The 12,978-nt window shown below is 42.7% G+C and carries 11 protein-coding genes and 5 tRNA genes; 14 read left to right on the forward strand and 2 right to left on the reverse strand.

What is annotated here, in order from left to right:
• Positions 1-70: 70 nt before the first annotated feature.
• The gene (locus BW944_RS00505) at positions 71-1,042 is read right to left on the reverse strand and encodes a 4-hydroxy-3-methylbut-2-enyl diphosphate reductase (RefSeq protein ID WP_076556382.1); all 972 of its coding nucleotides are present in this window, start codon (positions 1,040-1,042) and stop codon (positions 71-73) included.
• Positions 1,043-1,179: 137 nt separating this feature from the next.
• Between BW944_RS00505 and BW944_RS00510 the strand changes: the two genes are divergently transcribed.
• The 3 genes from BW944_RS00510 (at position 1,180) to BW944_RS00520 (ending at position 4,377) form a co-directional block, all read left to right on the forward strand.
• The gene (locus BW944_RS00510; protein ID WP_076556383.1) at positions 1,180-2,502 is read left to right on the forward strand and encodes a DEAD/DEAH box helicase; all 1,323 of its coding nucleotides are present in this window, start codon (positions 1,180-1,182) and stop codon (positions 2,500-2,502) included.
• An 18-nt stretch (positions 2,503-2,520) separates the two neighbouring features.
• Complete coding sequence (locus BW944_RS00515; protein WP_076556384.1) at positions 2,521-3,417, forward strand: deoxyribonuclease IV; 897 nt, start codon at positions 2,521-2,523, stop codon at positions 3,415-3,417.
• Positions 3,418-3,663: 246 nt separating this feature from the next.
• Complete coding sequence (locus BW944_RS00520) at positions 3,664-4,377, forward strand: lytic transglycosylase domain-containing protein (RefSeq protein ID WP_076556385.1); 714 nt, start codon at positions 3,664-3,666, stop codon at positions 4,375-4,377.
• Positions 4,378-4,751: 374 nt separating this feature from the next.
• Here BW944_RS00520 and ispG read toward each other — a convergent pair whose 3' ends face one another.
• Positions 4,752-5,855 (reverse strand): flavodoxin-dependent (E)-4-hydroxy-3-methylbut-2-enyl-diphosphate synthase, encoded by a 1,104-nt coding sequence (gene ispG, locus BW944_RS00525; protein ID WP_076556386.1) that lies wholly within the window; start codon positions 5,853-5,855, stop codon positions 4,752-4,754.
• 141 nt (positions 5,856-5,996) lie between these two features.
• Here ispG and BW944_RS00530 point away from each other — a divergent pair, with 141 nt between their 5' ends.
• The 11 genes from BW944_RS00530 to pstA all read left to right on the forward strand — a co-directional run bounded on the left by BW944_RS00530 (position 5,997) and on the right by pstA (position 12,976).
• Positions 5,997-6,677, forward strand: coding sequence for an NfeD family protein (locus BW944_RS00530; RefSeq protein ID WP_407690074.1), 681 nt, complete (start codon positions 5,997-5,999; stop codon positions 6,675-6,677).
• Between the two features lie 158 nt (positions 6,678-6,835).
• On the forward strand, positions 6,836-8,473 hold the full coding sequence (locus BW944_RS00535) for a Na/Pi cotransporter family protein (RefSeq protein WP_076556896.1): 1,638 nt from the start codon (positions 6,836-6,838) through the stop codon (positions 8,471-8,473).
• A gap of 124 nt (positions 8,474-8,597) precedes the next feature.
• A tRNA-Met gene (locus BW944_RS00540) sits at positions 8,598-8,671 on the forward strand.
• A gap of 16 nt (positions 8,672-8,687) precedes the next feature.
• Positions 8,688-8,763 (forward strand) — tRNA-His (locus BW944_RS00545).
• A 3-nt stretch (positions 8,764-8,766) separates the two neighbouring features.
• A tRNA-Ile gene (locus tag BW944_RS00550) sits at positions 8,767-8,840 on the forward strand.
• A 10-nt stretch (positions 8,841-8,850) separates the two neighbouring features.
• A tRNA-Ser gene (locus BW944_RS00555) sits at positions 8,851-8,945 on the forward strand.
• A 13-nt stretch (positions 8,946-8,958) separates the two neighbouring features.
• A tRNA-Phe gene (locus tag BW944_RS00560) sits at positions 8,959-9,031 on the forward strand.
• A gap of 195 nt (positions 9,032-9,226) precedes the next feature.
• Positions 9,227-9,841: a superoxide dismutase gene (locus tag BW944_RS00565; protein WP_076556387.1), complete on the forward strand. Its 615-nt coding sequence runs from the start codon at positions 9,227-9,229 to the stop codon at positions 9,839-9,841.
• A gap of 296 nt (positions 9,842-10,137) precedes the next feature.
• Entirely contained in the window at positions 10,138-11,103 is a 966-nt protein-coding gene (locus BW944_RS00570; RefSeq protein WP_076556388.1) for a PstS family phosphate ABC transporter substrate-binding protein, read from the forward strand.
• A 68-nt stretch (positions 11,104-11,171) separates the two neighbouring features.
• Positions 11,172-12,119 carry a phosphate ABC transporter permease subunit PstC gene (gene pstC / locus BW944_RS00575; protein WP_084193573.1) on the forward strand — a complete coding sequence of 316 codons (948 nt, stop codon included), beginning with the start codon at positions 11,172-11,174 and terminating at the stop codon, positions 12,117-12,119.
• Entirely contained in the window at positions 12,119-12,976 is an 858-nt protein-coding gene (pstA, locus tag BW944_RS00580) for a phosphate ABC transporter permease PstA (RefSeq protein ID WP_076556390.1), read from the forward strand. Before pstC ends, pstA begins: the two co-directional genes overlap by 1 nt.
• Positions 12,977-12,978 lie beyond the last annotated feature (2 nt).

Below are 12,978 nucleotides of genomic sequence, written 5' to 3' on the forward strand. Positions count from 1 at the left end.
CTTGAATGCATATAAAAAACCGAACAAAAATTTTGTTCGGCTTTTTATGATTTTACTTCTAGGCTTTCTTTTAATTCTGTTTAGAAGTTTTCGGCTTGCTTTGTTTTCTTTTCACAGGAGGCAAGATCTTTTTCTGTTCCACTTTGGATTCACGGATCCACGTATCTTCATCTTCGGTATCGAAGTTTTCAATGAAGCGGATAACCTCTTTAGTGATTGGCGTAGGTGTAGAAGCCCCTGCAGTTACTGCAACCGTTTGTACTCCCTCGAGCCAGTCGAGATCGATGTCAGTAACGTCTTTGATCCGATACGCCTGGGTGCCGGCTTTTTCTATAGAAACCTGGGCAAGTCGATTAGAGTTGTTACTCTTAGGGTCACCTACAACCAGTGTAAGATCGGCTTCCCCTGCCTGTTCGGAGACGGCTTCCTGACGTACTTGGGTAGCCATGCAAATTTCCTGATGCTTCTCTGTATGAGGATACTTTTCTTTCACTTTTTCCATCACGTCATAAACATCCCACTGGCTCATAGTAGTCTGGTTCGTGATCAACAATTTGTCGCTTTGTACTTCCAGGTCTTCTACTTCTTCTTCTGTCTGGATAAGGTGTACCTTTCCTGGAGCGACTCCAAGAGCACCCTCAGGTTCAGGATGGCCTCGCTTACCTACGTAGACGATTTCATATCCTTCGGCCACTTTATCCCGGATAAGATTATGCGTATTCGTTACATCGGGGCAAGTGGCATCAAGTGTCATGAGTCCTTTTTCTTTGGCCCGTTCTTTCACCTCGGGTGATACCCCGTGGGCAGTAAAGACGACGGTGCCGTCATTTATGCTTTCCAATATTTCCAGACGATTTTCTCCGTCGAGAGTTATAATTCCTTCTTTTTCAAAAGCATCTGTTACGTGAGAGTTATGAACAATCATTCCCAGTATATAAATTGGGCGTGGGAGATTCGGGTCCTTTGCTGCGTTCTGAGCAATAACCATCGCATCCACGACACCGTAGCAATAGCCACGAGGGGCAATTTTAATAACTTCCATGTACGTATGTCCTCCTCCGTCTTCAAACTCTAGTTCCATTATAAAGGTAATTGAAGCTGATGTAAAAATTATTAGTGTGCATTATTTATCAGCCTCTATTATAATGGGGAAAGGATTAATACTAAAGGAGTTTGATTATGACTAACCATTCGTTCAATCAATATGATATAAATGAAACCGTTTCTGATATAGTAACGGCTCTCAAATTCAAAGAACCGACAGAAGTACAACATAAGGTGTTGCCTCCTTTTTTGAGAGGAGAAAGTGTAATTGCCAAGTCCCATACCGGGTCAGGAAAAACACACGCCTATTTGTTACCGATATTCAACCGTCTTACAACCGATAAAAAGGTACAGGCGGTTATTACAGCCCCTACAAGGGAACTGGCGATGCAGATCCAGGAGGAAGTCAAAAAGTCATTGCAGGGGACTAAATTTGATGAAGAAGTGAGAACGAAGCTCGTAACCGGAGGAAGCGATAAATACAGAATGATGGAACAGCTGAAAAAGAACCCTCCTCAGATAGTCGTAGGTACACCTGGGAGAATACTTGATATGACTGAAGAAGGCGCGCTCGATCTCTTTGAAGCGAATACCTTCATTCTGGATGAGGCAGATCTCATGGTGGATTTAGGGTTCATAGATGAAGTCGATCAGATTTTGACCAGAATGAAAGAAGATATTCAAATCGGAGTTTTCTCAGCGACAATTCCGGAACGGTTACAGCCATTTCTTAAAAAATATTTGCAGTCGCCTGCTTTTATCGAAGCGGATATGGGACAGCTAACCCCTGAGTCGATGGAGCATAGACTAGTGGAATTGAAGCACAAAAACCCTGCTGATATCATCATCGATATTTCTAAAGCCATCCAGCCTTATCTTGCGATTATTTTCACAAATGGCAAGGCGGAAGCGGATAATCTTGCTGCCGAGCTGACAGCGCGAGGAATGGAGCCGGGTCTTATTCACGGAGGGCTTACTCCAAGAGAACGTAAAAGGGTCCTGAAAGATCTGAAGGATCTGCGTTTTCAGTATATTGTGGCCACTGATTTAGCTGCACGTGGAATTGATATTAAGGGTGTCAGTCACGTTATCAACGCCCAGATGCCGAAAGAGACGGAGTTTTATCTGCACCGGGTAGGTCGTACGGCCAGGGCAGGGCTCGAAGGTACTGCGATTAATCTTTATAAAGAAGAAGATCTCCCACTGATCGAGAAGCTGAAAAGCAAAGGGTTGACGTTCACTTTCTATGAAGTGAAAAAAGGTGAATGGAAAGAAGTGAAAGATTACAGTCACCGGCAGAAAAGAGAAAGACAAGAAGGCGATATGGAGAAGAAAGCGAAACAAATGGTTCGGAAGCCGAAAAAGGTGAAGCCTGGGTATAAGAGAAAAATGAAGTATAAAGCGGATAAAAATTATAAGCAGATGAAACGTGATAGTTACCGAAAAGGGAAAAAGTAATGGAGGGTCAGAGTAGCTATGGTTAAAATCGGTTCACATGTATCAATGAAAGGGAAAAAGATGTTAGAAGGGGCCAGCGAAGAAGCGGTCTCTTATGGTTCGAATACGTTCATGATTTATACGGGCGCGCCTCAGAACACAAAGAGGAAACCAGTGGAAGAACTGAATATTGAAAATGGACAGACTCATATGAAAGAACATGGCATTGAAGAATTTGTAGTCCATGCCCCTTATATTATCAACGTGGGAAATACGACTAAGCCGGAAACGTTTCAGCTGGGAGTCGATTTTCTGAGAAATGAAATCTCCAGAACCGAGTCTCTTGGAGCCAAACAGATTGTCCTTCACCCCGGCTCCCACGTCGCTCAAGGAGCGGATATAGGGATTGCGAAGATAATAGAAGGTCTCAATGAAGTACTATATAAGGATCAACACGTACAAATAGCCCTTGAGACTATGGCAGGTAAGGGCTCTGAAATCGGTAGAAAGTTCGAAGAGATAGCTGCGATCATGGAAGGAGTCGAGCATGACGAACACTTATCTGTATGTCTCGATACATGTCACATCCATGACGCCGGTTATGATATAGTTAACGATTTTGATGGGGTGCTCGAAGAATTCGACCGGATCATAGGTTTGGATCGTCTGAAAGTCATTCACGTCAATGATAGCAAAAATGAGCGCGGTGCAGCGAAAGACCGTCATGAAAATATAGGATTTGGGCATATAGGTTTTGATGCTTTGCATTATGTAGTGCATCACCCCAAATTGGAGGCACTTCCTAAAATTTTGGAAACTCCTTATGTAGGCGAAGATAAAAAAAATAAAAAACCTCCGTACAAGTTTGAAATCGATATGCTGAAAAGTGGAACTTTTAATGAAGACCTGAAAAATAAAATCATGAATAATCAATAAGAAAAGCTGACGGAAAGCCCGTCAGCTTTTCTTATTGAAGGGTGTGAAACTTCTGAAATGTTTAGTGAACAGGTATTAGGGCTATCGTTAAATGACTGCTCCTTTTTTTATATCGATTGTCTCCTCAGTAATGAAAGGATGTGAGTTGATGAATTGCAATTTCAAACACTATTCGTTACTATGTATCAATAGGTCATAAAGCACAGGCCTATAGTTGTAAAGGTAAGAAAGGAGATGAGTCATTTGATGCAGAAAAAACATTTATGGCAAAGTGTCATAGTTGTTTTGATAATTGCAGTTACCGCAGTGACTGTTGATCAGTTGAAATCACATACTCATGACAAATTATCAACTGATAAACGGGAATTACAAGCAGAATTAGAACAACTGCAATCAGAAAATGAATACGTCACTTCAAAACTGAGTGACTCACCAAAATCAACCAAAAATAATGTTGAATCGTGGAAAACTATGAATAAAAAAGCTGAAAATCTCGTTTCGGAAAGCGAAGGGAAATTCAAAAAGACGTGGGCATTGTTTTTAGTGAAAGAATCAAAAGCGCATGATATTGATCCATTTATTGTTTACGAACTTTTGAAGGTGGAAACGGGCAATACTTTCGATCCTGAACTCGTAGGACCGGAAACGGAGTACGGTCAGGCATATGGTATGAGCCAATTCATGACGAACACTGCTCCCTGGATTGCTGATATGGCTGATTTATCTTATGAAAAAGGGAAATTGTTTGACCCATATTATTCTATGAAGCTGTCAGTCACCTATCTCGATTTTCTGAAACAAGAATACGATGGAGACTGGGATAAAGCATTGACGGCTTATCACAGAGGCATGGGTGGACTGGAACAATATATGTCTGAAAATGGAGATGCCAAAAGCTGGTATGCTTTAGAGATCCAGTCTAAATCAGAAAACCACGCGACAGTAGCTGTGGCCAACTAAATGACTAAGTAATAGTCTATGGAAGGCAAGAAGCTCGAGGAGTACAAAATAAAGATGTGTTATCCGAAATCAGAGAAGGGAATCTCTGGATCTTAAAGTCTTGCCCACGAAGATCATCGAGCCTGAGAACTGAATGTCAGAAAGAAGATAAAAAGAAAATATCAATAAAAGGTGCGGGTGTGGCCCGTACCTTTTATTATAAAATGATGAAGACGAAAAAGGATTATAAGTAAAAAAGAAGAACTAGGGAACCAATGTAAAAAAAGACTGTCATGATTTTAAAATCATGACAGTCTTTTTAAATAGCTTTGAAATTCTCTGAATTATTATAAAGAATTTGAATTGTAAGAGTTACTAAATTGTGAAAAAGAAAATCAGTTAATGATTCCTGCTTCTCTTTGTTTTTCATAATGCTCTTCAGCCAGTTTGTCGACTTCTTTCTTCAATTCATCAACCATGATGTCTTCAGGAACTTTACGGATGATCTCTCCGTGCCTGAATAGCAATCCTTCACCGCGAGCCCCTGCAATCCCGATATCAGCTTCACGAGCTTCACCAGGACCGTTCACGGCACAGCCGAGGACGGCCACTTTGATAGGAGCCTTGATTGACTGGATATATTCTTCGACTTCGTTGGCAATACTGATCAAGTCTATCTCTATCCTTCCGCAAGTAGGGCAGGAAATCAATGTTGCGGCATTGTCAGCCAGACCATATGTTTTCAGAAGTTCTCTCGCAACTTTCACTTCTTCCACCGGATCGGCACTCAAGCTGACACGTACCGTACTACCGATCCCTTTACTAAGAATAGCCCCGAGGCCTGCAGCACTTTTTACAGTTCCTGCGAAAAGCGTACCCGATTCTGTAATACCCAGGTGAAGAGGGTAGGAAATTTGTTCAGCCGCTTTTTCATAAGCGTCGATGGCAAGTTTCACATCGGAAGCTTTCAACGATACGATGATATCATGAAAATCGAGTTCTTCGAGAATCTGAATATGGTGAAGGGCACTTTCCACCATTCCCTGTGCTGTAGGATATCCGTATTTCTCGAGAATGTGTCTTTCAAGAGAACCGGCATTTACTCCGATACGGATTGGCACACCATTCTCTTTGGCGGCTTTTACTACCTGTTCGACTTTCTCGCGTTTACCGATATTCCCTGGGTTGATTCTGATTTTGTCTGCGCCACCTTCAATGGCTTTCAAGGCTTTCCGATAATCGAAGTGTATATCGACGACGAGCGGTATATTGATACGTTTTTTGATTTCAGGTATAGCGTCAGCATCCCGGTCTTCCGGACAGGCTACACGGACAATTTGACATCCTGCTTCTTCCAAACGAAGGATTTCAGCAACCGTTGCCTCTACGTCATGCGTTTTCGTCGTTGTCATGGACTGTACGACGACCTGATCGGATCCTCCGATTGTTAGGTTTCCGACTTTTACCGGTCGGGTGTCTTTTCTGTGTGTAATCGCCATTTGAATCGCTCCTTTTACATTAAAAGGTTTCTCATTTTATTATAACGGCTATTATTCTAAATGAGAAGTTTTCCTTTTTCCTTTATACTAAACAGTAATATCATATCATGTTTCTGATTTTCTACAAAGCAGGAGAATTTATTGAAACCGAATTTGTTTCAGATTCGTACATATACTAAAGGTGAGGTGAATGAAATGTTGACATATGACTGGGTAGCTTTCTTTATAACATTTTTAAGTACAATGTTTCTCCTTGGGGAATTGCTCGTAAGGATGAAGGGGGTTTTCGCTTTACTCGGTATTGGGTTCATCACCGTCTATTTTTCCTCTTATCTTGAGCCGGATATGTTTTTCCTGATGGGGGCTATGTATATCCTGGGTCTTGCGTTACTTATCGTGGACGGTAAATTCATCAATGATGGGACACTCGGCACCATTGGCGCAGTTATAATGATCCTATCTGTCAGCCTCAGTGCTCCGACATGGGGAGCGGGTCTATACAGCGCAAGTGGAGTCGTTCTTGGCGGTTTATCTTCATTGGTATTTCTTAAAGTGTTTCCGAGGCGGAAAATGTGGAGCAAGCTTGCATTGAACGATCAGTTATCGTCGGAGCGTGGTTATAACAGTATGAATGAAACATATAGAGCTTTGATTGGGGAAGAAGGAGTTGCAGTAACGGATATGCGCCCGACAGGAACAATCAAAGTGAAGGGGGAAGAATATAGCGCTTCTACGAACGGAAAATGGATGGAAAAAGGGGACAAGATCACAGTGGAAAATGCGGATGGCACAAGAATACTTGTTAAGAAAGTGGAAGCCTGAACAGAGGGCTTCCACTTTCTTTTGTAAAGTTAATGTTAAGATTTGCGAATATCCTTTACAAGTACTCTGCCAATCATTAATAATGAATACGGCAATAGAGAGATAAATAAAATTATAATTTATTTGCACTACACTTGGATGATGAAAGGGTGGAGAAATTGGATATCAGCTATCAGGACATTATATTTCAATTTTTTGGTGGGCTCGGAATATTCTTGTTCGGTTTGAAGTACATGGCCGACGGGTTGCAGCGTACCGCCGGGGATCGACTCAGAGACATTCTGGATAAATTTACAAAGAACCCATTTATGGGTGTGGTAGCCGGTGCGATCGTGACCGGGTTCCTTCAAAGTAGTTCGACTACTACTGTATTGACTGTAGGTCTTGTTAATGCCGGTTTTATGACCTTCAGGCAGGCCATAGGAGTTATTATGGGAGCGAATATCGGAACGACCTTAACAGCTTTTATCATTGGTATTGATATAAAAGCCTATGGTCTACCAATATTGGCGGTCGGTGCTTTCCTTATTTTCTTCTTTAAGAACTATAAAGTAACAAACTGGGGGCAAACGATTTTCGGGTTTGGTGCGCTTTTCTTTGGACTTGAAACGATGGGGAAAGGTGTAGAACCCCTTGAGAACGTTCAAGCTTTTACAGAATTGACGGTCAGCATGAGTAACAACCCTGTTCTCGGAGTAGTTGTCGGGGTGTTATTTACAGTAATCGTTCAAAGTTCCAGTGCTACAATAGGCATTCTTCAAAGTTTGATGGGGGAAGGGCTTGTATCTCTGGATGCGGCTCTGCCTGTATTGTTCGGTGACAACATCGGTACGACCGTAACAGCTGTGCTGGCAGCTATCGGGGCCAGCATCGGCGCGAAACGCGCCGCTTTTGCCCACGTGATATTCAATGTGCTGGGGGCTGTCGTGTTTCTATTATTACTCGTTCCGTTTGAAGCTTATGTAAGATGGATAAGTAGTTCTCTGGATCTCGGACCTGAAATGACAATAGCTTTTGCTCACGGCTCTTTCAATATTGCGAACACTGTAGTGCAATTTCCTTTCATAGCATTGTTGGCATGGATTGTTATGAAACTCGTGCCAGGGGAGGATTCGGTCATAGAATATAAACCTCAGCACCTCGATCCTATATTCATTGAACAGTCTCCTTCACTCGCACTCGACCAGGCGAAGGCGGAAGTCATTCGTATGGGTGACTATGCGTACAAAGGTTTGAATGAAACGAATCTTTATTTGAAAAATAATCAAAAGAAACATTCGGAATTGGCTATGCAAATAGAGGAAGCTCTTAATAATCTGGATAGAAAAATCACGGATTATCTGGTCGACTTATCGCAGGCTTCATTGTCTGATGATGATAGTCATAAACACGGAGCGCTTATGGATTCCGTACGTGACTTTGAAAGAATCGGTGATCACTTTGAAAACCTCATCGAATTGATCGATTACAAAAACACACACAAAGTGAACCTTACAGAACAGGCTCATGACGATTTGGATGAAATGTTCGATCTCACTCTTCAAACAGTGAGCCAGGCTACGAGAGCCCTTGAAGGAATGGACGAAGAAGAGGCTCGGGCTGTAGTGAGAAAAGAAAATGAATTGGATCGCATGGAACGCACGTATCGCAAAAAACACATTATTCGTCTCAATGAAGGTATATGTTCAGGACAGGCAGGTATCGTGTTTGTAGATATGTTAAGCAACCTTGAACGTATCGGGGACCATGCAGTGAATATTGCAGAGGAAGTTCTGGGAGAAAAAGAAAGTTTATAATTTACTTTAACGGAAGAAGGGGACTCCCCCTTCTTCCGTTAAAAATTCAAAAAAACTTCAATGGTCATTGACAATGAAAGAGATAGCGTGCTATATTAAATAGCGTCGTTAAAATACTTCATATGGCGGTGTAGCTCAGCTGGCTAGAGCGTACGGTTCATACCCGTGAGGTCGTGGGTTCGATTCCCTCCACCGCCATTACATATTTTTTATGGCGGTTGTGGCGAAGTGGTTAACGCACCGGATTGTGGTTCCGGCATACGTGGGTTCGATCCCCATCAACCGCCCCATACGGACCCTTAGCTCAGCTGGTTAGAGCTATCGGCTCATAACCGATCGGTCGCAGGTTCGAGTCCTGCAGGGTCCATTTTTTTCAAGGGGGAGTACCCAAGTACGGCTGAAGGGAGCGGCCTCGAAAGCCGCCAGGCGTCCTTTCGGGCGCGCGGGGGTTCGAATCCCTCCTCCTCCGCCACTTACTTTATTTCGGCTCGGTAGCTCAGTCGGTAGAGCAACGGACTGAAAATCCGTGTGTCGGCGGTTCGATTCCGTCCCGAGCCATACAATTAGTAAAAGCCATCAAATTCTATAGAATTTGATGGCTTTTTTGTTTAATCATTTAAAACTCGTGGAATAGATATAAATGTGCGCGGGAGGTAGTCGTTCAAATCATTTGCATCGATACTGACCGTTTGGTAAGTTAATAGTAAGGGTGTGAACATCCTTACATATTAAAAATTAAGGAGGATTTTATTTATGGCTAAATTTGAACTTCCAGAACTTCCATATGCATATGATGCGTTGGAACCGACAATCGATAAGGAAACGATGAACATTCACCATACGAAACACCACAACAAGTATGTATCGACTTTGAATGATGCTCTTGAGGGTCACAGTGATCTGCAGGATAAATCATTAGAAGAGCTTCTTCAGAACAATCTTGAAGCTGTACCAGAAGATATCAAAACTCCAGTACGCAGAAATGGTGGCGGACATGCCAACCACAGTCTATTTTGGACTATCATGTCTCCTAATGGCGGTGGCGAACCGAGCGGTGCTCTCGCTGAAGACATTAAGAAGACATTCGGCAGTTTCGAAGACTTCAAACAGAAATTCGAAGCAACAGCTAAGGGACGTTTCGGTTCCGGTTGGGCATGGCTTGTAGTAAACAACGGAAACCTAGAAGTCATGGATACGCTTAACCAGGACTCCCCTATTATGGAAGGAAAAACACCTATCTTCGGTTTAGATGTGTGGGAACACGCTTATTACCTTAATTATCAAAACCGTCGTCCTGATTACGTTGCAGCTTTCTGGAACGTAGTGAACTGGGATGAAGTTGAAAAACGTTACGACGCAGCTAAATAATAAAGAGTTGAACATTGAAACACTCTCACCTTTGAAGGTGAGAGTGTTTTTTTGTGTTCCTACTATGGGCATGCACTTATATGGTTCAAGCCTCGATCGGCGAAAGCCGTTGCAGCCGTTAGTTGAACGAAGACGTTTCCACGGCGAGACAGAAATTGAAGAGAGATCGGGTTACCTGGGTTCTGATAAGTTTACGTAATGTTTACACACACTTCATTTGTAATTCATACTTAGCCTCTATTATGAGAAGTGTAGCAAGGAATTGCTGACGATAAATTATTCAAGGGGGATTACTGATGAAAAAAGTTTTCGGTTTTAGTCTTATTCTGACAATGGTTCTATTACTCGCAGCATGCGGGTCTTCAGAAGAAGAAGGAGCTAACGCGAATGAAAGTGAAGGAGAAGGTGCTCTCGAAGGTTCAGTCACTATAGATGGATCATCTACTGTTTACCCCGTTATGGAGGGACTGACGTATCGGTTCAATCAGGAATATCCGGAGGTTGACATATCACTTAATAGTTCCGGTTCCGGCGGCGGGTTCAAGAAATCGACAGTCGGAGAGATTGATTTGAGTAATGCCTCCCGTCCGATAAAAGAAGAAGAAAAACAACAAGCTGAAGATAACAACATCAACCTTCATGAGATAGAAATAGCTTACGATGGATTAAGTGTAGTAGTGAGTGAGCAGAATGACTTTGTCGAAGAACTTACTACGGATCAATTGAAACAGATTTTTCTGGAGTCTTCTGACGTTACAAAGTGGTCTGATCTGAATGAAGATTGGCCAGAGGAAGATATTAAAATATTTTCCCCGGGGCATGATTCAGGCACATTCGATTACTGGAATGAAGTGATTTTGGAAGAGAATCCTATGAAAGAAGGAGATAACACTGCTCTTTCGGAAGATGACAATACACTCGTAACAGGGATTCAAAATGACCCGTACGCAATCGGATATTTCGGTTACGCCTACTACGCAGAGAACAAAGATACACTTAGAGCTCTGGCTGTTGAGAACCCTGATGGTGAGATGGTAGAACCGAGTGGTGAAACAATTCAGGATGGTTCTTACGCTCCTCTTTCAAGACCTTTGTTCACCTACGTGAACGTAGAGAAGATGAACGAAAAAGAAGCGGTGTCTGAATTTGTGGAATTCACACTGAATAATGCAGGTCAAGCAGCAGAAGAAGTCGGATATGTGTCTCTGAACGATGAAGAATACCAGAAGCAACTGGATGAAATCAAAGAGATGATGGAATAATATAAATTCAGGCCGGGGAGCATGTCTTCCCGGCTTGAAAGGTGAGATGGATGAAAGGGGTGTATGTAATGTCCAGGATATCGGCAACATCTTCTCAAACAGTGAATGTGCGCTCTTTATTAGATGAAAAAAGATCGAAAAAGTTGAAAGTCAGAAAGCTTGAAAATATCATTCCTTATTTGTTGTTGTTATGTGCTCTTGTCAGTATTTTGACTACAGCAGGAATTCTCTTTACGTTGCTGAGAGAAACGGTCGGCTTCTTTTCTGAAGTTTCTATCATTGAATTTTACACGGGAACAAACTGGTCCCCGTGGTCAGGTGACTTTGGGGTGTTACCGCTTATAAGCGGTACTCTTTTGATAACTGTGATAGCGACAGTAGTTGCCGTACCTTTGGGATTAATGTCGGCGATATTTTTGAGTGAATATGCCAGCGAAAGCGTCAGGAAAACGATAAAACCAATTCTCGAAATCCTTGCGGGGATTCCTACGGTGGTTTATGGGTTTTTTGCACTTACCTTTGTAACACCGATTTTGCAGTCGATCATTCCGGAACTAAGTATTTTCAACGCACTCAGTGGTGGTGTTGTTGTAGGAATCATGATTGTACCTATGGTGGCATCCTTATCTGAAGATGCGATGAATGCTGTCCCCAATTCATTAAGAGAAGGGGCGTATGCTTTAGGAGGTACGAGGCTGGAAGTAGCGATAAAAGTCGTCGTTCCCGCTGCCTTATCCGGGATTATCGCAGCGGTAGTGCTGGCTATTTCAAGAGCTATCGGAGAAACGATGATTGTGACAATAGCTGCTGGTGCAACTCCGAGTCTTACTATGAACCCTACAGACTCTGTGCAGACGATGACAGCATTCATTGTGCAGGCTGCAACAGGAGATACGACGTTCGGATCGATCATTTATTACAGTCTGTATGCGGTTGGTATCACCTTATTCGTACTAACTATGATCATGAACCTATTGTCTCAATATATTTCTCGTAAATTCAGGGAGGAATATTGATGGAAACCAAAAATTTAAAAAGCCGAGTGTTGAAAAATAGGGTGATGAAATCGCTGTTTTTCAGTGCTACGGTCATTGCACTTTTATTTCTTGTAATGTTGTTCTATCGTGTTTTTTCACAAGGATGGGGTTACCTGAACTTGAATTTCATTACAAGCTTCCCTGCTCCTTATCCGGAGGAAGCAGGAATTTGGCCGGGAATCGTCGGCTCATTAATGCTTATGGGGATTGTAGCGGTAGTTGCTGTATTCATAGGAATATCTACAGCAATTTACCTGGAAGAATATTCACCTCAAAATAAACTGTCCGAGTTCATCCGGGTCAATATTCAGAACCTTGCAGGAGTTCCTTCGATCGTTTTCGGTTTGCTTGGTCTGACGTTCTTTGTCTATTTATTCGGTATAGGATACAGACTGCTCGCGGGAGGGTTGACGATGGCGTTATTGATCCTTCCTATCGTCGTAGTCAGCTCCCAGGAAGCTCTGCGCTCTGTGCCCGCTGAAGTGAAGGAAGCCTCTTACGGGATGGGGGCATCGAAATGGCAGACGATTGTAAGAGTTATACTTCCGGCTGCTGTGCCCGGGATCCTTACCGGGATTATACTTTCCCTTTCAAGAGGGATAGGGGAGACGGCGCCTCTGATTATTGTAGGAGCGGCTACAGCGATTTATACACTCCCCGAGTCACTCTTATCGAAATATACAGTGATGCCTATCCAGATTTATAAGTGGACGGCAAGACCGCAGGAAGAATGGCAGTTCGTAGCGGCGGCAGGTATCATAGTGTTGTTGGTTATTTTACTATTAATGAATGCTATTGCCGTATGGATAAGGAATAAATACCAAACGCGTTATTGATA

This window comes from Salimicrobium flavidum, from assembly GCF_900156645.1.
GTDB lineage: Bacteria > Bacillota > Bacilli > Bacillales > Halobacillaceae > Salimicrobium > Salimicrobium flavidum.

Bases quoted from the DNA above. Each gene is read 5' to 3' on its own strand.
- BW944_RS00570 (WP_076556388.1), top strand. From the start codon at position 10,138: ATGAAAAAAGTTTTCGGTTTTAGTCTTATTCTGACAATGGTTCTATTA.
- BW944_RS00510 (WP_076556383.1), top strand. From the start codon at position 1,180: ATGACTAACCATTCGTTCAATCAATATGATATAAATGAAACCGTTTCT.
- BW944_RS00515 (WP_076556384.1), top strand. From the start codon at position 2,521: ATGGTTAAAATCGGTTCACATGTATCAATGAAAGGGAAAAAGATGTTA.
- pstC (WP_084193573.1), top strand. From the start codon at position 11,172: ATGTCCAGGATATCGGCAACATCTTCTCAAACAGTGAATGTGCGCTCT.
- pstA (WP_076556390.1), top strand. From the start codon at position 12,119: ATGGAAACCAAAAATTTAAAAAGCCGAGTGTTGAAAAATAGGGTGATG.
- BW944_RS00520 (WP_076556385.1), top strand. From the start codon at position 3,664: ATGCAGAAAAAACATTTATGGCAAAGTGTCATAGTTGTTTTGATAATT.
- BW944_RS00565 (WP_076556387.1), top strand. From the start codon at position 9,227: ATGGCTAAATTTGAACTTCCAGAACTTCCATATGCATATGATGCGTTG.
- BW944_RS00505 (WP_076556382.1), bottom strand. From the start codon at position 1,042: ATGGAAGTTATTAAAATTGCCCCTCGTGGCTATTGCTACGGTGTCGTG.
- ispG (WP_076556386.1), bottom strand. From the start codon at position 5,855: ATGGCGATTACACACAGAAAAGACACCCGACCGGTAAAAGTCGGAAAC.